The following is a 22,023-nucleotide window of genomic DNA, read 5'->3' on the forward strand; positions in this document are numbered from 1 at the left end:
CAAATTTTAAAAAAGTAAAAATTGAACTCATAAATATTATGCAATCATTTTGTTAATTGTTGATTGTAATTGATTATTCAATAAAATTATTGAGTTAATATTTTTTAATTTACTCTTTCTATAATTGTTGAATTTTTTCATACTAATCAGTTTTTGAAGAAGCCTTACTATATCAGTAAAATAAATTTTTTTTAATAAAAAATGGTTAACCAAAATATCATTGGCTAAGACAATTACAGTTTCTAAGGAAGATTCCTTATTTTTAAGCTTTTTTATAATCTTTATTGATGGAAATTTATTCAAATCGACTTTTTTAAGATTTAATAAATTTAATTTATTAAGATTTAATTTATCTGTTTTAATTTTTTTATTTTGATTCTCGTATAGTGAATTAAATATAGGAATTTTCATGTTAGTGTCATGTGCAATAATTTTTACCATTCCATCATTAAACTTTATAATTGCATGAACGTATGATGAAGGATGCACCAATATATCCAATGATTCATATTTTATATTAAATATTTTTTTTGCCTCTATAATTTCAAAAACTTTATTCATCATAGTTGCTGAATCTACAGATATTTTTTTTCCCATCTTCCAATTTGGATGATTAATAGCTTCTGAAATTTTAATATCCTTAAATTTATTTTTTGGAGTATTGATTAGGGGGCCTCCAGAAGCTGTTAAATATATTTTATTCACATTAGAAATTTTATTACCTTGTAAAGAATAAAAAATTGAAAAATGCTCAGAATCTACTGGAATAAAAGATGTTTTAAATTTTTTAAGATCTTTTTTTATTAAGTGCCAACCACAGATAATTGCTTCTTTATTTGCAATAGCTATTTTCTTTGTAAATTTAATAATTTTTATTGTTGGTGTTAAACCATTAATCCCAGAAATTGAGCTCATCACATAATCAATCTTTTCATTAAAAATATTATTAAAGGATTCGTAATTATTAAAAATTTTAATTTTACCCAATTTATTTTTTGATAAATTAAGATATGATTTTTTATCAGTTATGATTAAATTTTTTACTTTTAGAATTTTTGCTTGTTTTAAAATTTCTTTATAATTTTTATGTGCTGTAAGTAAAATTACATTAAAGTTTTTTTTATCTTTTTTTATTATTTCTATTAATGTTTTGCCAATAGAACCAGTTGACCCAAGTATAGCAATCTTTTTCTTCATTTAAAATAATTTTAGTAAAAAATACGAAAATGGTATTGCAAATAAAACACCATCTACTCTATCTAAAACTCCTCCATGACCAGGTAGTAATTTACCTGTATCTTTGATTTTTGCTTTTCTCTTAAAAAAAGAAACAAATAGATCGCCTAATTGGCTAATCAATGAAATTAATAAACTAAACAAAATATTAGTTAAATTAAATTCTAAATTCAAATAACCAAAATTTAAGAATAAAATTAATGGAATAATTGAAAATATAAACGAACCAACTGTTCCTGATATTGTTTTATTTGGACTAATTTTTGATAATTTTTTACCACCTATTAATTTACCAAAAACATAACCACCAATATCTGTAAAAAAACATATGCTAATTATGTATAGAAAAAAAATAGGACCTTCAGATCTATGAATTTCAAACGAGAGATTACAAAATACAAAAAATACATAACAAAAAGTTATGATATTTAAGCTAAGAAATCTAAAATTAAATGTTTCAGATAAAGTTTTCTTTTTTAATAGCTGCAGTGATATTAATTTTGAAAATATATTGTTTGCTTCAATATAGATAAGAATACCAAGTAACAAAATTGAAAAAATAAAAATATATTTATGACTAAAATTGATGAAAAATAATAAAAACAATAAAACAATTGAAGTGATTATTCTTTTTAATAAATTTTGTGACATCAAATATTACCAAAGTTTCTTTTAATTTTTTTGTATTTTTTGATGATTTTAATATAGTCTTTTTCATCAAAATCAGGCCATAATTTTTTTTCAAAAAAAATTTCGGCATAAGCCAATTGCCATAGTAAGAAATTACTTAATCTTTTTTTATCGCCTGTTCTGATCAATAATTCAGGGTCTGGAATATTTTTTGTCTGTAGATACCTTGTTAAATTTTTTTCGTTTATTTTGTCACCATTTTTACTTAATTTCTTAAAAGCATCTAAAATTTCAAATTTTGAACCATAATTTAGTGCAAGATTAATTTGAAGTCTTGTATTTTTTGATGTTTTCTTTTCTGAATGATTTAGAAGTTTATTCAATTTTGTTGAAAACTTTTTTACGCCAACAATATTGAGTTTAATATTTTGTTTATTAAGTTCTTCAATTTTTTTGGATAGGAAATTTTCTAGTAAATCAAACAAAAAATTTATTTCATTTTTTGGCCTATTCCAATTTTCTGTAGAAAAAGCATACAATGTTAAATATTTAATTTTTTGTCTAATAGTTTCTTTAATGATTTTTTCAACTGTATTAAGACCTGCTTTATGACCCTCGTTTCTAGAGTTTTTGTATTTTAATCCCCACCTTCCATTGCCATCCATAATTATGGCCACATGATTGAGCGGGTTCATCTTATATGGTCATTATTTCTTTTTCTTTTAAAGAAACCTTTTCATCAACTACCTTTATATGATCATCTGTAATTGTTTGAACATTTTTTTCAGATGATTTTTCATCATCTTCTCCAATTTCTTTTGCTTTTAAAAGTTTTTTTAAATCCTCATTTGCCTCTCTTCGAATGTTTCTGATAGAAACTTTACATTTTTCACCAATTGATTTTATTAGTTTTTTTAATTCTGTTCTTCTTTCCTCATTAAGTTCTGGAACAGGAAGCCTAATCAATTGGCCATCTATCTGGGGATTTAAACCTAAGTCTGATTTTTTAATTGCAGCATCAACTAACGGGACATTGCTTGAATCCCAAACTTGAATATTAATCATTCTAGGCTCAGGTGTAGTTATGCTGCCAACTTGATTGATGGGCATTTGCTGTCCATAAACATCAACTTTAACTAAATCTAGCATTGCAGCGTTTGCTCTACCAGTTCTAAGTGAAGAAAGTTCTTTTAAAAAAACCTCAATGGCTTTATCCATTTTGATATTGTAAGACTTTTCATCAAACATTTACTCTCCAATCTTTATTCTATAAAATTCTTTTATTTTTAAATCAGCAATTGAAAGCTCTTTAACTATATCCTGAACCTTTTTTTTAGGTTCCATAACCCAAGCTTGTGTTAAAAGAGAATTTTCCTCTTTAAATTTATTCATTTTTCCTAAGCTGATTTTTTTCGCAATATCATCTGGTTTTCCAGAATTTTTTAGTTCTTCTGTTACAAGCTCTTGTTCTTTGTCAACAATTGATTGATCAATTAAATCTGAAGTGAGAGCTAATGGGTTAGAGGCAGCAATATGCATAGATAATTGTTTTCCAAAATTTTTAACTACTTCAGAATTATCTTTTGTTTCTAATGAAACAATAACTGCTAGTTTTGATATATTATCTTTAACAACTGTATGCAAATAATGATTGTTTACTGTTCCAGAATTTTCAATCGTTTTTGCTTTACCGATTGTAATTTTTTCACCAATTTTAGCAATTAATGCTACAACATTGTCCTCAACTGTTTCATCATTTTTCATTTTAGAACTTTTTAAATCATCTAAATTAGAGTTTTTTTTATTATTTAATTCACTAAGTTCTTTAACAAAATTTGTGAAATCTTCATTTTTTGCAACGAAGTCTGTTTCACAATTTACCTCAATAACTGATGTTTTGGTTTCGTCACCACTTACAGCAACAACACCTTCTTTTGCATCTCTAGACATTTTTTTTGAAGCTTTTGAAATTCCTTTTACACGTAAAATTTCGATTGCTTTATCAATGTCGCCACCAGACTCTTTTATTGCAAGATTGCAATCTTTAAATCCTGCGCCAGTTGCTTCTCTTAATTTTTTAACATTTTCAATATCACTCATACTAGTTTAAGGTCTCCTTTTTATCTTTAGAAAATTTTTGTTCTAATTTTTCTCTATCAATTTCTTGAACAGTTTTTCCTTGAGTTTTTTCTTGAGTTTTTTCTTTTGTATCCTGATTAGGTTCTTTTTTTGGTTCAGGAGATGGAATTGAACTCTTAGCGTTATTAATAGTTTCTTTGATTAAATTACAATAAAGATCTATAGATCTACGAGCATCATCATTGCCAGGTATTGGATAATCAATATTATCAGGGTTAGAATTACTATCAAGAATCGCAATTATAGGTATTCCTAATTTTACTGATTCTGCGATTGCTAGTGACTCATAATTTGTATCAATTATGAAAACTAAATCAGGAGTTTTTTTCATTTCAGCTATACCACCTAGTGATCTTTCAAGTTTATCTTTTTTTACACTCATTTTAAGCAGTTCTTTTTTGGTAAAACCTCTATTTTCCGAAACTAGATCAGCTTCATATTTTTTCATCTTTTTAATTGAACCCGATATAGTTCCCCAATTAGTAAGCATACCACCAAGCCACCTATAATTTACAAAGTACTGGTCAGTTTCTTTAGCAACTTCTGCAATAGCCTCTGATGCCTGTTTTTTAGTTGAAACGAATAAAATTTTACCGTTGTTAGCTATCGTTGAATATATTTTCTCTAAAGCAACTTTAGTTAATTCTAATGTTTGTGTTAAATCCATAATATGGATTGAGTCTCTTTTCCCAAAAATATATTTTTTCATTTTTGGATTCCATCTTAAAGTTTTGTGTCCAAGATGAACGCCTGCTTCTAATAATTGTTGTATTGTTATGCTAGGTATTTTCATATTTATTCCCGGTTAAGCCACCACAGTAATTTCCAATTAAGGACCGGAGGTATAAAACCAACAACTGTGTGCGTGTTAATTAAAATTAAGCATTATTTACTAATAATTCATGAAATTAACAAGTTTTATTTAGTTTATAGAGCTCGATATATCTTGTTTTCTTAAAAGATTTAGTGATTTTCTGTCAAGATTCCTTGTGTTTTTAAGTTTAAATCGTAGTGTTTTGTCATCAACAATCATACTTATATCTACCTCAGTTTTACCATCCTCAGACAGAATTGATGAAATTGTTTCTAGATTTTCATCAGAATTAACTTTGAAAGAGACTTCGTTAATTGGGCTATTGAATAAATCCATCATAGATCCTATTTTTTGGACATTAATTCTTTTAAATCTATTTTCATCGTTTGATATGCTTTTAATTAAAGTTAACAGTAAAGAATTACCCTCTTTTAAAATTTCACGATTTAACTCAAGAATATCTGAAAAAATAAATATTTCAAAAACACTACTTAAATCAGTTAATTTTAATACAGCATAGGAGTTACCTTTGGCAGTTTTTCTTTCTTGAACTTTTAATAAGGTTGCAGCAATATTGGCATCTTTTATTTCATCACTCAAATTAAAATTAGAATAATCAATAATCTTATAATCATCAAAAATTTCTGTAAATTGGTTTAAAGGATGATCTGAAATAAAAAAACCTACTGCTTCAAACTCTTTAGATAATCGTTCTTCAAATTTCCAATCTTCAATATCATTAACAATATTATTTTCTGAATTGTCGTCATCAGAAAATAAATCTATTTGATTTGCTGATTTATTTTCAAATATATTTTTAGTTTTAATAATAAAATTTGGAATTGAGTCAAAAAGAGCTTGTCGGTTGTTATTGATGTTATCAAAAGCACCAGCTTTAACCAAGCCTTCTAATTGTAATTTATTCATATCTTTTGGGTTAACTCTATTCAAAAAATCATTTATAGAATGAAATTTTCCATTCTCAGTTCTTTCCTTAACAACATTAGAAATAGCTTCATATCCGACAGCCTTAACACCACCTAAGGCATAATAAAATTTATTATTTATTGTTCTAAAATCTTCAAAACACTCATTAATATCAGGTCTTAAAACATCTACATTTAATCTTTTTAGTTCTTCATAAAATTCACTTAACTTATTTTGATTTGAAATATCCATTGTCATTGATGCTGCAATGAATTCTTTAGGGTAATAAGTTTTTAAAAATGCAGTTTGGTAAGATATAATAGCATAGGCTGCAGCATGACTTTTGTTAAAACCATATTCAGCAAAAGGTTCAATTTTTAAAAAAATTCCTGCAGCGACATCTTTTGCAATTCCATTATTTAATGCTCCGGCAATAAAACCTTGTTTTTGTTTTTCTAATTCTGCTCTTTTCTTTTTTCCCATTGCTCTTCTAAGAAGATCAGCTTGTCCAGCTGTAAAACCAGATAATTTTTGGGCAATTTGCATCACTTGTTCTTGGTATATAATTACACCATATGTTGGTTTTAAAATATCTTCTAATAAAGGATGCAGATAATCTGGTGTTTGTCTACCATGTTTACAATCGTTGTATGTTGGAATATTACTCATTGGGCCAGGTCTATAAAGAGCAACTAAAGCAATAATATCCTCAATATGATTGGGTTTCATTTGAACTAGTGCTTCCCTCATTCCAGCACTCTCCACCTGGAACAATCCAACCGTATTACCACTTGATAATAAATCAAACACCTTTTGATCCTCATAACTGATTTTTTCTACATCAAAATTTTTATCAATTTTTTTGATTAACTTTTGAGTATTGTTGATAACAGTAAGTGTTTTTAATCCTAAAAAATCGAATTTAACTAATCCGGCATTTTCTGCAGAATACATATCAAATTGAGTTGATGGTAATAACAAATTTGCCGAAACATCCTTGTACAATGGCACTATCTCTGTAAGCTTTTTATCTGCTATAACTACACCAGCAGCATGTGTTGCAACATTTCTATTCAATCCCTCAAGTTTTAATGAAAGATCAGTTAATTTTTTTACTCTAGGGTCCTCATTTACAAGTTTTTGTAATCTTGGTTCACCTGCAATACATTGAGATAAACTTTGGGGTCTAGATGGATCAAATGGAATCATTTTTGAAATACTGTCAACGAAACCATAAGGTAAACCCAAGACTCTCCCAACATCTCTAATTACCATTCTTGCTTTTAATTTACCAAAAGTAATAATGTGAGCAACACTATCTTGATATTTTTTTGTTAAATATTTAAAAACTAGATCCCTTTTTTCCTCACAAAAATCTATATCAAAGTCAGGCATTGAGATACGATCTGGATTTAAAAATCTTTCAAAAATGAGATTAAATTTGATTGGGTCAACGTCCGTAATTGAAAGACACCAAGCAACAAGAGATCCAGCTCCAGAACCTCTACCAGGACCAACAGGAATATCATTATTTTTTGCCCACTTTATATAATCAGATACAATAAGGAAATAACTAGAGTATTTCATTTTTATTATAATTGATAATTCATGTTCCAATCTATCTTTATAAACTATGTAATCTTTATTTTTTTCTAAATCATTAGCTTTGACATTAAAAATTTTATCAAATTTAATTCTTAACCCATGTAGTGAATTTTTTTTTAAAATATCATCGGCATTTCCTCCTTTTTCAGAGCTAATGTTTGGTAAAATTGGATTAGAAAACAATGGTCTAAAATTACACCTTAAGGGAAAATTGTAATTATTTTCTAGAGCTTCAGGTAAATCTGAAAATAATTCTGTCATTTCTGAATTATTTTTTAAATAGTGTTGATTGCTTAAACGTATTCTTGATTTTTCATTAACATAAGTTTTGTTACCAATACAAATTAATGCATCATGCGCTTCATGCATATCTTTATTTAAATAGAAAACTTCGTTTGTTGCTATTATTGGAATTTCTAATTCTAAGGATTTATTTAAGTTAAATTTTTCAAAACCTAATTCATTCTGATCACCGTGTCTTTGGATCTCTATATAAAATCGATCATCAAAATTTAATTTTAGTTTTTTGTATAATTCAAAAATATCACTGAATTTTCCTTTATTAAATAATTCTCCAAATAATCCAAAAATTGTTCCTGAAAAAATAGCTACACCAGTGTTGTCCTTTAGTAATTCTTCGAAATCAATATGTGGATCCGACAGTTCATCATTTTCAAGAAATGAGGTGGATGATAGTTTAATTATTCTTTTATAGCCCTCCTCATTGAGTGCGTATAAAGGTAACAAACCAACACAATCACTAAATTTAAAATTAATTTGAGTGCCAATAATTGGTTGTGTCCCAACTTTTGAAATTTTTTCAGCAAATTCTAGAGCTCCACATAGATTTGATGTATCACAAAGAGCCAATGATTTGATTTTATTTAATTTTGAAAATTCTTGTAAATCATCTATTTTTACAGCTCCTTCACAAATTGAATATTGTGTGTGTATTTTTAAATGGTTAAAATTAAGTTCAATTAACTCAGACATCAATAGTTTTTACACTACCATCTGTCATCTCCAAAAGACAATCTGCCTTGTTGGCAAAAAATCTATTATGGGTTGCAAATATAATTAATCTGTTGGGATTTTTTTGATTATTTAAAAGTTGAAATATTTCTTTAGCAGTAGTTAAATCTAAACTTCCAGTAGGTTCATCTGCAAGAATAATTTCTGGATCATTTATAATAGCTCTTGCAATAGCTACACGCTGACATTCACCACCAGATAATTGTGAGGGAAAATGATTAAACCTATTGGATAAGCCTATTTTTCTTAATAGATCTTTTGCTTTTTTCATGGCTGAGTCTTTATCATTATTTATAGATAAATTTGCTAAATAAACATTTTCTAAAGCTGTAAAATCTGAAAGTAAATTATTTTGTTGATACACAATTCCAATATTTTTAGCTCTAAAAATATCGTTTCTTTTTTTATTAGTAAAATTGACTAAGTGATCATTAAATCTAATAGATCCAAGTGTGGGTCTGTCTATTAAAGATATCAAATTCAATAATGTTGACTTTCCAGAACCTGATGGACCCATCAATGCATACATTGTACCTTTATTAAAGTTGTATGATAGATTTTTTAAAACTTTAATTTTTTTTTCAGTATTAAAATATTTGGAAATATTTTTTAATCTTAAAAAATTATTCATATTTTAATGCTTGGATTGGATCTAAATTAGCTGCTTTAAATGCAGGAAAAATAGATACAATAATAGTTATTAATATAGAACATATTGATATCAATAGAATTGAAGAAGGATTAATTTCTGACGGCATAGTACTTAAAAAATAAATTTCCTCAGGAAATAAACTTATATTAAAAGTTGAACTTAAAAATTGTCTAAAATCTTCTATATAAAGTGAAAATGTAACACCTAAAAAAATTCCAAAAATTGTTGCAGAAGTTCCAATTATTATGCCAATTAAAAAAAATATTTTAATAATTGATTTATTTAAAACACCAATTGATTTTAAAATTGCAATATCCCTTGTTTTATTTTTAACCAAAATAGTTAATCCAGATATAATATTGAACGCAGCAACAATAATTATTAAAGATAATATTATAAACATTACATTTCTTTCAATCTTTAATGCAGAAAACAAAGAACTATTCATATCAGCCCATGTATAAATAAATTCTTGATCAAAAATTTTTTGGACTGTTTGTTTTTGTTTTTCAATATTTTTTGGATCTTTTAAATAAATTTCTAAATTTCTTTCTTGTTTTTCAAAACCGAAAAAATCATCTAATGTATCTAAATTGATCAGAGCTATATTGTTATCAAAATCTGCTAATCCACTATTAAAAATTGATGTTATCTCAAAAGTTTTTTGTTTTGGCATACTTCCAATAATTGTTTCAACTCCTGATGGTGACATAAGGGTAATTTTATCTCCTAATTTAAGATCTAAACTAAAACTTAGTTCGTTACCTATAGAGATAGAATTTTTACCTAGGATAGAACTTTCGCCTTTAAATTTGTCATTTTGAATTATTGATAATTTAGAAAATTCTTCAGCTTGATAGCCTCTTAAAACTATTCCTTTTGAAGTATTATTCTTTAAAATAATAGCTTCACCTGAGTTGCTAAAAATTAAATTTTTACTAATAAGTTTTAAATTATTATTATCTAATTTATCTCTTTGAATTCCATTATTATCGTAAGATTTTACAGTTATATGTGAGTTAAATCCTACTATCTTATTTATTAACTCTGTCCTAAATCCATTCATAACAGACATGACAATTATTAGAACTGCAACACCAAGACTAATCCCTATAAAGGAAAAAATAGAAATAATATTCAAAAAGCCATCTTTTTTTCTAGCTTTTAAAAATCTAAAAGTAATTTCTTTTTCTAACGTAGAAATCAATTTGAAACTTTTTGTTTTGTTATAATTTCTATTATTTTATCTAAGCTTAGATTCTGAGTTTCGCCACCAGTTTCTTTAAATTCTAGAAGATCACCCTCAGATTTCTTTCCAATTACAATTTGATATGGGGCTCCAATTAAATTCATCTTTTTAATTTTTGATGAATAGTTTTCATCTGTATCATCAATAATAACTTCAATATTATTTTTAATTAGTTCAGAGTTTATATTGTTGGCCTTTTCAAGAGCTGAAGTATCATTTTTGTTTATCATTGGAATAAGCGCAATATCATATGGAGCAACAGACAATGGCCATTTCATGATTTCATTTTTTTCATCGTATTTAGCTTCAATAATAGCCCCTACTAATCTTGATACACCAATCCCATAAGACCCCATTTTAACAAAATCTTTTTTACCTCCTGGTAGATCAACTGCAGCGTCCATAGCTTTTGAATATTTGTCACCAAAATAAAAAATGTGTCCTACTTCAATACCTTTTGTAATTAATCTATTTTCTTCTAAAACTATTTTTTCAAATTCATCTTTATTAAATTTTTCATCAGTCACTGAATAAAACTGTTCATATTTTTTACGCATTTGCTCTAATGAAGATTTTTCTAAATTAGTACCTTCACTAGTTAAATCAAAAATACGTTTATCTGTAAAAATTTTACTTTCACCTGTATCTGCTAAAATTATGAACTCATGTGATAAATTTCCACCTATGGGGCCTGTGTCAGCTGCCATTGGAATAGCCGTTAAAGATAATCTTTTAAAAGTTCTTAAGTAAGATAAGAAAAATTTGTTATAAGAGTAAAATGCATCTTCATCTGTAACATCGAATGAATATGCATCTTTCATATAAAATTCTCTACCTCTCATTATTCCAAATCGAGGTCTAATCTCATCTCTAAATTTCCATTGAATATGATAAAGAAGTTGAGGTAATGATTTATAAGATTTAAATGAAGATCTAAAAATTTCAGTTACTTGTTCTTCGTTAGTTGGTCCATAAAGCATTTCTCTGTTCTGACGATCTTTAATTCGGAGCATTTCTTCTCCATAATCATCATATCTGCCACTTTCTTTCCAAATTTCACTTGATTGAATTGTTGGCATTAGAATTTCTTGTGCACCAATTCTATTTTGTTCTTGTCTAACAATAGCTTCTATTTTTTTCATCACTTTAAAACCAAGTGGAAGCCATGAGTAAATACCAGCAGATGCTTGTTTAATCATTCCTACTCTCAACATTAATTGATGAGATTTAATTTTTGCCTCAGAAGGATTATTTTTTAATATTGGAATAAAAGATTTTGATAAAAGCATCTTAATTAATAATATTTCTTAAATTTAAATATTCAAATTTTATTAATAAATAAATTATTACAAAAATAACAGTTGTAATTCCTGTACAATATAGGAATTTTTTTAACATTTTTGGATTTTCAGGTGATCCAGGATCTTCACCATCTATTTTAACTGTTTTTATTCTATTTACATCTATTGGCAAGATAGCAAAAAAAACAATCCACCATATGATAATGTAGATTATCGCTAAACCTGTGATGCTCATTAAATTCTTACTAGATTAATATTTGTAAAAGGTTTTTTTCCAGTCTTTTCTTTTGAAAATTTTCTACAAGCAATCTTAAGTGCATCTATTAAATTATGTTCTTGTTGCTTACTTCCTAGTCTAAAAGTTCTTGTAATTTCCTCAATTACATCCTCTAAACCATAAACAAATTCTTCTGTATCATCAACTGGAATTCCTCTAAAAGTTAAAACTGGTCTTTTATGAATATTGCCTTTTGGAGTAATTAAAACAGTTGCTTCAATGTATCCGTTTGCACTTAAATTTTTTCTATCTTTAATTGATTGAGCATCCTCTACTACACTAATATTTCCATCTACATAAAGTCTACCACTTGGGGCTTTATCATATACCTCAGGTTTTCCTGGATGAAGCTTAACAATATCACCATTTTCAACTTGAACAGTGTTTGGTACATTCATTTCTTTTGCAAATTTTATATGCTCAATCATGTGTCTATGCTCACCATGAACAGGAATAACACATTTTGGTTTTACCCAATCATACATTTCTCTTAAATCATCTCTATTTGGGTGTCCTGAAACATGAACAAATTCATTTTCTTCAGATATAACTTCGATACCATCTTTAACTAATTGATTTTGTAAATTGTATAATTTTTTTTCATTACCAGGAATAATTTTAGATGAAAATATGACAGTATCATCTTTTTCAATAAATACATCTGGATGGGTATATTTGGCAATTCTCATCAATGCTGCCATAGGTTCACCTTGACTACCTGTGCAAAGATAAACTATCTTTTCTCTTGAAATATTTTTAGCCTCGCGAGGATCTATTGGCTCTATAACATCTTTTAAATAACCACATTGTCTAGCTGCTTTAAATATTCTATGCATTGATCTTCCAACTAGAGATATTTGTCGGCCTGTTTTTTCTGCACAATAAAAAGCTGTTTCTAGTCTAGCAACATTTGAAGCAAATGAAGCGACAATAATTCTTTTTTTTAAACTACTCATAATATTTAACATACTTTTTCTAACATCTAATTCTGAGCCTGCTTTACCCAGGCTAAAAACATTTGTTGAATCACATATCATTGCAAGAACACCTTCATTACCTATTTCCTTCAATCTATTAGAATTAATTTTTCCACCAATTAAAGGTTCTGGATCAATTTTCCAATCACCAGTATGTAAAATCACACCCGCAGGAGTTTCAATTCTTAAACCGTTAGGTTCTAAGATTGAATGAGTTAATGTAATGTATTCAATTTTAAATGGATCTAAATCTACTGTTCCATTTAATTGAACTATCTTAAGATGATTAGTTATATCAATGTGCTTTTCTTTAAATTTTTCTTTAATCAAAACAGCAGTAAATGGTGTAGCAAATATCTTGCATTCTAATTTGGGCCAAAGATGAGCTATGGCTCCAATGTGATCTTCATGGGCATGAGTTAAAATAATTCCCAATAGATCATCTTTTTTATCAACAATAAAACCAGGATCTGGGTAAATTAAATCAATACCTGGTAGAGTATCGTCAGCAAAGGTAACGCCTATGTCAACCATTATCCATTTGTGTTCACCTGGCTTGCCATAAGCAAACAAATTCATGTTCATGCCTATTTCACCAGATCCACCTAGTGGACAAAATAATAATTCATCTTTCATGTTATTTAATTAATTTTGAAATCTCGATTAGACCATTAATTGTTATATCTTTATTGTGATAAACTTTCGTTTTTATTGATTTTTTAAATAAGTTAGAAAATCCACCAGTAATTATTACTTTAAAAGATTTTCTAGTCTCTTTCTTAATTAAATAAATGATATTGTCAATTAAACCTGCATATCCCCAAAAAAAACCAGACCTTACAGCTGATACAGTGTCTTTACCTATGACATTTTTAATCATTTTAAGATTAATTTTGGGAATTAATGTCGCTTTGTCAGCCAAAGCTGCTAATGAAAGTCCAATACCAGGAGCAATAACTCCTCCAGAGTATGTGTCTTTGATCAATACGTCAAATGTTGTTGCAGTTCCAAAATCAAGAATAATAAAATTATTTTTATTGTTCATTAAACTTATTGCATTAGTAATTCTGTCAGAACCAACCTGTTTGTAATTAACTTTTATCTTAATTAAAGATTTTATATCTAAATTTTTTACTTCATAACAATTAATTTTAGTTTTTTTTGATAGGAATTTTTTAATTAAATCAAAAGATTTTGGAACAACACTACAAAATAAAATTTTGTTAATTCTTTCATAGTTCGGCTTAAGTAAACTGATATATTTATCCAATTTTTTTTGATTTAATTCTTTAGATGGAAAATTTATCTTTTTAATTATTTTATTTCTTGCTGAAACTAAAAAAAGTTTAGTATCAGTATTCCCAATATCACCAAGTATATACATCTAATATTTATTTAAATTATTATTAATTTTATACATTCTTGATAAATTTTTTTCAAAATTTACTTTCAATTCATTTTCAAAATTGATCTTATTTATGGGTTTATTAATCAATTCAGTTAAATTGGTTGTTGGATAATTCTTAATTTTAGGATTTTTAATTAAATTTACTCCTATACCAACTATAAGGAATTTATTTCCAGATATAGAAATTATTTCTTGTAAAATTCCACTAATTTTTTTTTTATTAATTAATAAATCATTCGGTCTTTTGTATATTATCTTTTTTTTATAGTATTTTTCTAAAGTTTTTTTAACTAATAAACAGTTAATTTTTGTTAAAGTACGAAGAGATATATTGATGTTTTTTAATTTATGAAAAAAACTAACAAATACATTACCTTTATAGGAAATCCACTTTTTTCCATATTGGCCTTTACCATTTAATTGTGAGTCAGCAATAATCATACCAAATTTATGATTGGAGTTTTTGATAATTCTAATTGCAGTATTGTTTGTGCTATTAACTTTTTTAAATCTAAATTTTCTCAATCTCATCAAATAATATTAATTCTTGATACCACTTCGATCAGTTGGCTCGGAAAAATGAAGTATAAGAGAATTAATATTGTTGAAAATGTAAGTGAAAATTTTAACCACAGACTATGGTCTTCATCATATTTTTCTTTTTCTTTGTCGAAGTATATTATTTTAATAATTCTTAAATAATAAAATGCCGCAACAACTGTTGATAATAAACCCACAATTGCTAGGAAATACATTGATTGCTCAATAACAGCCTTGAAAATATAAAATTTTGCAAAAAAACCAGCTAATGGAGGAATTCCTGCTAAAGAAAATAATATAACTAATAAAGACAAAGATAATAAAGGGTGGTTTTTAGATAATCCAGAAAGGTCTTCTATATCCTCGTAATACTGATTATTTCTTTTAAGCATTAACAAACAAGAAAACAAAGCTAAGTTCATAACAACATAAATTGATATATAAACAATTGAACTCTGAATTCCCTCATTAGAACCGGTTGCCAGACCAGCCAAAGTGTAGCCTATATGACCAATTGAACTATATGCTATAAGCCTTTTTATATTACTTTGCCCTATTGCTGCTATTGCACCAAAAAGCATAGATGCGATTGATAAGAAAATTATAATCATTTGCCATTGGTCTATCAAATTTAAAAAGGGGACGTATAAAAATCTAATAAAGATTGTCAAAGCAGCAATTTTAGGAACCATTGTGAAAAATAAAGTAACAGATGTTGGTGAACCTTCATAAACATCGGGAGCCCACATATGAAAAGGAACAGCTGAAATTTTAAATGCTAATCCAACAAGAATAAATACAATTCCAAAGCTTAAAACATATTCATTTGAATTAAGCTGATTTGAAATTATATCAAAATTTGTTGATCCTGAAAATCCATAAATCAATGAACAGCCATATAACAATAAACCAGATGATAAAGCACTTAAAACAAAATATTTTAAACCTGCCTCAGATGATTTTAATTGGTCTCTGTTAAAAGTTGCTAACACATAAAGAGCTAAAGATTGTAATTCTAGACCCATGTAGAATACCATTAGGTCGTTAGAACTAATCATTACCATCATGCCTAGGACTGAACATAATATTAAAATTGGATATTCAATTTTATAAATTTTAAATGTTTTAAGATAAGCTGATGAGATAACTAAAACAAAAAAAGCGCCAAGCAATGTAATAATTTTCATTAGTGACGACATGTAATCGATAACAACACTATTATTAAATAATGTTATTCGATCAATGCTGAAAGTTTCATTAAGTGTAATTATCGCTGTAATTAAAAGAACAAATAATGAAATATTAAAGGTAATTTTGGAACTATCATTCTTAAAGACACCCAAAACCAATAAGAACATTATTGATAACGAGAGAAATATTTCGGGTAATACTAAATTAAGATTTTCCATTTATTTAATCATAATATTTGAATTATACATATTAATTAAGTCTTCAACTGAAACTTCAATTGTATTAATTAATGGGTCAGGATAAAATCCAAAAAATAATGTTGGTACTGCAAGACAAGCTAAAATAAAATATTCTGATTTATTTAAGTCAATCATGGACTTAAGGTTCTCATTGATTAGCTTTCCAAAAACAACTCTTTTGTATAACCATAACATGTAAGCTGCTCCAAGAATTACACCTAAGCTAGCTAATACAGCGACTAAAAAGTTATCTTTAAATACGCCCATTAATATTAAGAATTCACCAATAAATCCACTTGTTCCAGGTAAACCAAGTGCTGCTAGAGTAAATAGCATAAATAAAATTGAGTATTTTGGAATGATTGTAACTATCCCCCCATAAGAACTTATCATTCTTGAATGCATTCTGTCGTAAACCACACCAACACATAAGAATAAAGCTGCAGAAACTAAACCGTGACTAATCATTTGAATTATACTTCCTTCAATACCTTGTTGTTGAATAGTGAATATTCCCAATGTTACGAAACCCATATGGGCTACAGAGGAGTAAGCAATGAGTTTTTTCATATCCTCTTGCATTAATGCGATTAACGATGTCACAATTATTGCTATGACGCTTAAAGCATAAATTAAAGGTGTAAAAATTTCTGATGCAATTGGAAAAAGTCCCAATGAAAATCGTATAAACCCATAGCCAGCCATTTTAAGTAAAATTGCAGCCAGCAAAACCGATCCAGCAGTTGGGGCTTCGACGTGTGCGTCGGGTAACCAAGTATGAACTGGCCACATGGGTGTTTTTACTGCAAATGAGCTGAAAAAAGCCAACCATAATAAATTTTGATACTTTGCGTCTATACCAAGTTCATAAAGTTTAGTTACATCTGTAGTTCCTGAAATCCAATAAATCGAAATAATTGCAACTAGCATAAGCACAGAACCCAATAATGTATATAAAAAGAATTTAAATGCTGAATACACTCTTTTAGGTCCACCCCAAATACCAATAATTAAAAACATTGGAATTAAACCAGCCTCAAAAAATAAATAGAAAACAACTAAATCAAGAGCACAAAAAACTCCTATCATAAAGCTTTCCATTATTAATATTGCTATTAAAAAATCTCTTAATCTTGTTTTAACTGAATTATTAACTGAAATAATACATAAAGGAGTAATGAATGTTGTTAGTATAATAAATAAAATTGAAATTCCATCTACCCCTACCTTGTAATTAATAAAACCCTCTATCCATGTTCTATCCTCAACAAATTGAAAGACAGATATTGATTGATCAAAGGATATCCATAAATAAATAGAAATTAAAAAATTAACTACTGATGCAAAAAGCGATACATATTTAGCTGTTGTACTATTTCCATCTTCATTTTTTAAAAAAATTAAAAAAAGTGCCCCAATAGTTGGCAATAAAATCAAAGAAGAAAGAATTGGAAAGTTCATTAATTAACAATTAAAAAAGTTAGTAAAGCTGAAAACCCTAGCAACATCACAAAAGCGTACTGATATATAAAACCACTTTGGAATTTATTAGCTTTAATTGAACATCTTTTTATAAATGATGAGATGCCATCAGGTCCAAATCCATCAATCAACTTTCCATCGCAAAACTTCCAAAAAAATAAACCTAATTTTTTTGAGGGATTTATAAAAATAACATCATACAATTCATCAAAATACCATTTATTAACTAAAAATTTATATAATGGCTTGTTCATATTGGCTATTTTATTTGGTAATTCTTTATTTTTGATAAATAAATAGTAAGCAATTGGGATAGATAGTAATACCAGGCAAGGTGTCAGAAGCAAAAACCATGTAGGCGGATGCTCTGTACTTAGAGGCTCTAAGAATTTGATAGAGTCTGCCCAGAATAAATTTTCACCACCATGACCAACAAAAAGATCTTTAAACAAAAAACCTGCAAATATAGCTCCAATAGATAATAAAACCAAAGGTATTAACATTACTAATGGTGACTCATGTGTTTCTTCAATTTTTACAAATTTATTATTATATTTACCGTGAAACGTTTTAAAGATTAACCTCCATGAATATATTGAAGTTAAAAATGCTGTAAAAATTCCAATTCCCGCTGCATAATATCCACTTGTGTTTCCTTTTAAATATGCAAATTCAATAATTGCATCTTTAGAATAAAAACCTGATAAAAAAGGAAAGCCTGTTAATGCTAAAGTACCTATAATCATTAGAGCATATGTATAAGGAAGCTTCTTCCATACACCACCCATATTATTAATATCTTGCTCATCTTTAAATGCATGAATTACGGAGCCAGATCCTAAAAATAATAAAGCTTTAAAAAATGCGTGTGTAAATAAGTGAAACATTGCAACATTATAAGCACCTACACCAGCTGCAAAAAACATATACCCTAATTGACTACATGTTGAGTATGCTATAATTTTTTTTATGTCAGTTTGAACCAGTGCAACTGTTGCTGCAAAAAATGCAGTTGTCATTCCAACAATTGTAATTAAATTTAGTATTAATGGTGAGTATTCATAAATTGGTGAACATCTAACAACTAAAAATACTCCAGCAGTCACCATTGTAGCAGCATGAATTAATGCAGATACAGGTGTTGGGCCTTCCATTGCATCTGGTAACCATGTATGCAGTAAAATTTGAGCCGATTTACCCATGGCACCAATAAATAATAACAGACAAATTAAATCTATAGCTTTAACTTCAAAACCTAAAAATGATAAATTTTTATCTGTAATAGATGGGACTTGTTGAAAAACCTCTGAATAATTTACAGTTCCAAATAAATAGAAAATTAAAAAGATTCCTAATGCAAAGCCAAAATCACCAACCCTATTTACAACAAATGCCTTAATTGCTGCAGCATTAGCACTTTCTTTTTTAAACCAAAAACCAATTAAAAAATATGAACAAAGACCGACGCCTTCCCAGCCAAAAAATAGTTGAATAAAATTATCCGAGGTAACTAACATTAGCATTGCAAAGGTAAATAACGACAGGTACGCCATGAATCTTGGTTTATGAGGATCGTGAGACATATAACCAATAGAATAAATATGTACTAAAGATGAAACTGATGTGACAACCACTAACATCACAGCAGACAATGGATCAATCATCATCGACCAATTAACATCCAGTGACCCTGAATTTATCCAGGTTGCTATAACAATATTTTCCTCATATTGATTTTCAATAACCTGGTATAATACAAAAATTGATAAAAACGCGGAGATCGAAACTAGAGCACTAGTAATAATTTCAGAGTTTCTATCTCCAATGAATCTTCCAAAAAAACCTGCAATAATTGACGCTGCAAGCGGAAGAAATAAGATAGAAATTTCCATAATTATCCTTTCAATTTATCTATTTCTTCGACACGGATAGTTCCTGAATTTCGGTAATAAACTACAATTATTGCCAATCCGATTGCTGCTTCAGCAGCTGCCACTGTTAAAATAAATAAAGTAAATACCTGCCCAGCAAGATCACCCAAGAAAATTGAAAAAGCTACTAAATTGATGTTAACTGCAAGCAATATTAACTCTATACTCATTAATATAACGATAATATTTTTTCTATTTAAAAATATACCTATAATTCCAATTGAAAAAATAACTGCTCCCAATGTTAGATAATGTCCTAAACCAATTTCAGTCATCAATTTTAACTCCTTTATTGGTTTCAACCTCTAACACTTCAACGCCTTCAGATCTTTCTCTTGATATCTGTTTTAAATAACTTTGTTTTTTAACCCCTGCTCTTTTTCTAAAAGTCAAAACAATGGCACCAATCATTGCTACCAACAAAATCATACCACTTAATTGAAACACATGAATATAATCAGTGTATAAAATCTGTCCTAGAGAATGAGTATTACTAACATTAAAAGAATTAACTGAATTGTTTATATCAAATAAATCTGGTTTATATTTCCAGCCACCTATGACTATTATTAATTCGAAAAATATAATTGTACTAATAATTAAGCCTACCGGAATATGCCCAGAGCTTTCTTGAGATGCGAACCATTGGTTTTTTTGTTGTGCAACATTTAACATCATTACAACAAACAAAAACAACACTGCAACCGCACCGACATAAACAATTAACATTATCATTCCTAAAAATTCAGCACCTATCATTATAAAAAGACAAGAGATGCTAATAAAATCTAAGATTAGAAAAAAAACAGAATGAACAGTATTTTTGGAAACGGTAACCATAATTGCAGAAATTACAGCTATAATTGAAAAAGAATAAAAAAATATTGAATGAGCTATCATAGATTTTATCTATATGGGTTATCAACTTTAATATTTGCTGCTAAAACATTTTCCCATCTATCTCCATTATCTAAAAGTTTCTCTTTAGTATAATAAAGTTCTTCTCTAGTTTCGGTAGAAAATTCAAAATTTGGGCCTTGAACTATTGCATCCACTGGACAAGCCTCTTCACATAAACCACAATAAATACATTTCATCATATCAATATCGTATCGTGTTGTTTTTCGACTACCATCTTCTCTTGCAGCAGACTCAATTGTGATTGCTTGTGCGGGACATACTGCTTCACAAAGTTTACAAGCAATACATCTTTCTTCCCCATCTGGATATCTTCTTAAGGCGTGTTCTCCTCTAAAACGTGGGCTTATTTTGCCTTTTTCAAATGGGTAATTAATTGTTTTTTTTGATTTAAATATCTCTTTGATCGCAATAAATAAACCTCCAGCAAAGTCAGTCATAAATATTGTTTTAAAAAATCTTGATAATTTCATAATTAATTAGTTGGTAATAGGTTAAAATAAAATAAGTAACTAGCAGTTAGCACTACCCAAGTTAAAGATAAAGGTAAAAAGACTTTCCAGCCAAGTCTCATTAGTTGATCATATCTATATCGAGGAACGATAGCTTTAACCAAAGCAAATAAAATGAATAAAAATAATATTTTTAAAATAAGCCAAATAGCACCTGGAACTAATGTAAATGGATAAATATCTATTGGAGACAACCATCCACCTAAAAACAAAATGGCTCCCATTGCACACATTAATAATATGTTTGCGTACTCACCTAACCAAAACATAGCATACATCATTCCTGAATATTCAGTTTGATAACCAGCAACTAATTCTGCCTCTGCCTCAGGTAAATCAAATGGAGGTCTATTTGTTTCTGCTAAAGATGAAATGAAGAAAATTACAAACATTGGAAATAATGGAATGACAAACCACATGTTTTGCTGAGCCTCAACTATATCATTTAGATTTAATGACCCCACACAAAGTAAAACATTGATAATAATAACTCCTATAGAAACCTCATATGAAACCATTTGAGCGGCAGATCTTATAGCACCAAGAAAAGGGTATTTTGAGTTTGACGCCCAACCACCCATAATAATTCCGTAAACACCTAATGAAGAAACTGCAAACAAATATAAAATACCTACATTTATATCAGCTAAAACCTGTGTTGCGCTAAATGGTATTACAGCCCAAGAAATTAAGGCTAAAGTCATAGTAACAATTGGGGCTAAAATGAAAATTACTTTATTTGAACTGGAAGGAATAATAATTTCTTTAAATATATATTTTAATGCATCAGCAAGAGATTGAAGCAAACCAAATGGTCCAACTACATTAGGACCTTGTCTTTTTTGGACAAAAGCCCAAACTCTTCTATCAAGCCAAACTATCAAAGCAACAGATACAAGGACTGGGACTAATAAAAATAATATTTTATAAACTTCTTGAAAAACAATATTTACATATTCCATG

At 28.0% G+C, this 22,023-nt stretch carries 21 protein-coding genes; all 21 read right to left on the reverse strand.

The features are described 5' to 3' along the window. Nucleotides 1-36 precede the first annotated feature (36 nt). A complete protein-coding gene (locus Q0X98_RS06150; protein WP_297682103.1) occupies nt 37-1,197 on the reverse strand; it encodes a 1-deoxy-D-xylulose-5-phosphate reductoisomerase in 1,161 nt (386 codons plus the stop codon). Further along, nucleotides 1,198-1,887, reverse strand: coding sequence for a phosphatidate cytidylyltransferase (locus Q0X98_RS06155; RefSeq protein ID WP_297682105.1), 690 nt, complete (start codon nt 1,885-1,887; stop codon nt 1,198-1,200). Next, on the reverse strand, nt 1,887-2,561 hold the full coding sequence (gene uppS, locus Q0X98_RS06160) for a polyprenyl diphosphate synthase (protein ID WP_297682107.1): 675 nt from the start codon (nt 2,559-2,561) through the stop codon (nt 1,887-1,889). The genes Q0X98_RS06155 and uppS overlap by 1 nt, the downstream gene beginning before the upstream one ends. A gap of 1 nt (nt 2,562) precedes the next feature. Continuing rightward, complete coding sequence (frr, locus tag Q0X98_RS06165) at nt 2,563-3,114, reverse strand: ribosome recycling factor (RefSeq protein ID WP_297682109.1); 552 nt, start codon at nt 3,112-3,114, stop codon at nt 2,563-2,565. Further along, nucleotides 3,115-3,966: a translation elongation factor Ts gene (gene tsf, locus Q0X98_RS06170; RefSeq protein WP_297682111.1), complete on the reverse strand. Its 852-nt coding sequence runs from the start codon at nt 3,964-3,966 to the stop codon at nt 3,115-3,117. Between the two features lies 1 nt (nt 3,967). Continuing rightward, on the reverse strand, nt 3,968-4,798 hold the full coding sequence (gene rpsB / locus Q0X98_RS06175) for a 30S ribosomal protein S2 (protein ID WP_297682113.1): 831 nt from the start codon (nt 4,796-4,798) through the stop codon (nt 3,968-3,970). 129 nt (nt 4,799-4,927) lie between these two features. Then, nucleotides 4,928-8,344: a DNA polymerase III subunit alpha gene (gene dnaE / locus Q0X98_RS06180; protein ID WP_297682115.1), complete on the reverse strand. Its 3,417-nt coding sequence runs from the start codon at nt 8,342-8,344 to the stop codon at nt 4,928-4,930. Continuing rightward, nucleotides 8,337-9,014: an ABC transporter ATP-binding protein gene (locus tag Q0X98_RS06185; protein ID WP_297682117.1), complete on the reverse strand. Its 678-nt coding sequence runs from the start codon at nt 9,012-9,014 to the stop codon at nt 8,337-8,339. Before Q0X98_RS06185 ends, dnaE begins: the two co-directional genes overlap by 8 nt. Further along, nucleotides 9,007-10,242: a lipoprotein-releasing ABC transporter permease subunit gene (locus Q0X98_RS06190; protein ID WP_297682119.1), complete on the reverse strand. Its 1,236-nt coding sequence runs from the start codon at nt 10,240-10,242 to the stop codon at nt 9,007-9,009. Before Q0X98_RS06190 ends, Q0X98_RS06185 begins: the two co-directional genes overlap by 8 nt. Further along, nucleotides 10,239-11,573: a proline--tRNA ligase gene (gene proS / locus Q0X98_RS06195; protein WP_297682121.1), complete on the reverse strand. Its 1,335-nt coding sequence runs from the start codon at nt 11,571-11,573 to the stop codon at nt 10,239-10,241. The genes Q0X98_RS06190 and proS overlap by 4 nt, the downstream gene beginning before the upstream one ends. 1 nt (nt 11,574) lies before the next feature. Continuing rightward, on the reverse strand, nt 11,575-11,820 hold the full coding sequence (locus tag Q0X98_RS06200; protein ID WP_297682123.1) for a DUF1467 family protein: 246 nt from the start codon (nt 11,818-11,820) through the stop codon (nt 11,575-11,577). Beyond that, a complete protein-coding gene (locus tag Q0X98_RS06205; protein WP_297682125.1) occupies nt 11,820-13,475 on the reverse strand; it encodes a ribonuclease J in 1,656 nt (551 codons plus the stop codon). Before Q0X98_RS06205 ends, Q0X98_RS06200 begins: the two co-directional genes overlap by 1 nt. A gap of 1 nt (nt 13,476) precedes the next feature. After that, nucleotides 13,477-14,223: a type III pantothenate kinase gene (locus Q0X98_RS06210; RefSeq protein ID WP_297682127.1), complete on the reverse strand. Its 747-nt coding sequence runs from the start codon at nt 14,221-14,223 to the stop codon at nt 13,477-13,479. Next, on the reverse strand, nt 14,224-14,778 hold the full coding sequence (locus tag Q0X98_RS06215; protein ID WP_297682129.1) for a biotin--[acetyl-CoA-carboxylase] ligase: 555 nt from the start codon (nt 14,776-14,778) through the stop codon (nt 14,224-14,226). It abuts the gene before it with no gap. Next, nucleotides 14,778-16,196 (reverse strand): NADH-quinone oxidoreductase subunit NuoN, encoded by a 1,419-nt coding sequence (gene nuoN, locus Q0X98_RS06220; protein ID WP_297682130.1) that lies wholly within the window; start codon nt 16,194-16,196, stop codon nt 14,778-14,780. The genes Q0X98_RS06215 and nuoN overlap by 1 nt, the downstream gene beginning before the upstream one ends. Next, entirely contained in the window at nt 16,197-17,678 is a 1,482-nt protein-coding gene (locus Q0X98_RS06225) for an NADH-quinone oxidoreductase subunit M (RefSeq protein ID WP_297682132.1), read from the reverse strand. Beyond that, nucleotides 17,678-19,591, reverse strand: coding sequence for an NADH-quinone oxidoreductase subunit L (nuoL, locus tag Q0X98_RS06230; RefSeq protein WP_297682134.1), 1,914 nt, complete (start codon nt 19,589-19,591; stop codon nt 17,678-17,680). Before nuoL ends, Q0X98_RS06225 begins: the two co-directional genes overlap by 1 nt. A gap of 2 nt (nt 19,592-19,593) precedes the next feature. After that, complete coding sequence (gene nuoK, locus Q0X98_RS06235) at nt 19,594-19,905, reverse strand: NADH-quinone oxidoreductase subunit NuoK (protein WP_271491689.1); 312 nt, start codon at nt 19,903-19,905, stop codon at nt 19,594-19,596. Further along, nucleotides 19,898-20,530: an NADH-quinone oxidoreductase subunit J gene (locus Q0X98_RS06240; protein WP_297682139.1), complete on the reverse strand. Its 633-nt coding sequence runs from the start codon at nt 20,528-20,530 to the stop codon at nt 19,898-19,900. The genes nuoK and Q0X98_RS06240 overlap by 8 nt, the downstream gene beginning before the upstream one ends. A gap of 5 nt (nt 20,531-20,535) precedes the next feature. After that, complete coding sequence (gene nuoI, locus Q0X98_RS06245) at nt 20,536-21,021, reverse strand: NADH-quinone oxidoreductase subunit NuoI (RefSeq protein ID WP_297682141.1); 486 nt, start codon at nt 21,019-21,021, stop codon at nt 20,536-20,538. A 2-nt stretch (nt 21,022-21,023) separates the two neighbouring features. Then, complete coding sequence (gene nuoH / locus Q0X98_RS06250) at nt 21,024-22,022, reverse strand: NADH-quinone oxidoreductase subunit NuoH (RefSeq protein WP_297682143.1); 999 nt, start codon at nt 22,020-22,022, stop codon at nt 21,024-21,026. Nucleotide 22,023 lies beyond the last annotated feature (1 nt).

This window comes from uncultured Candidatus Pelagibacter sp. (assembly GCF_943788075.1).
GTDB lineage: Bacteria > Pseudomonadota > Alphaproteobacteria > Pelagibacterales > Pelagibacteraceae > Pelagibacter.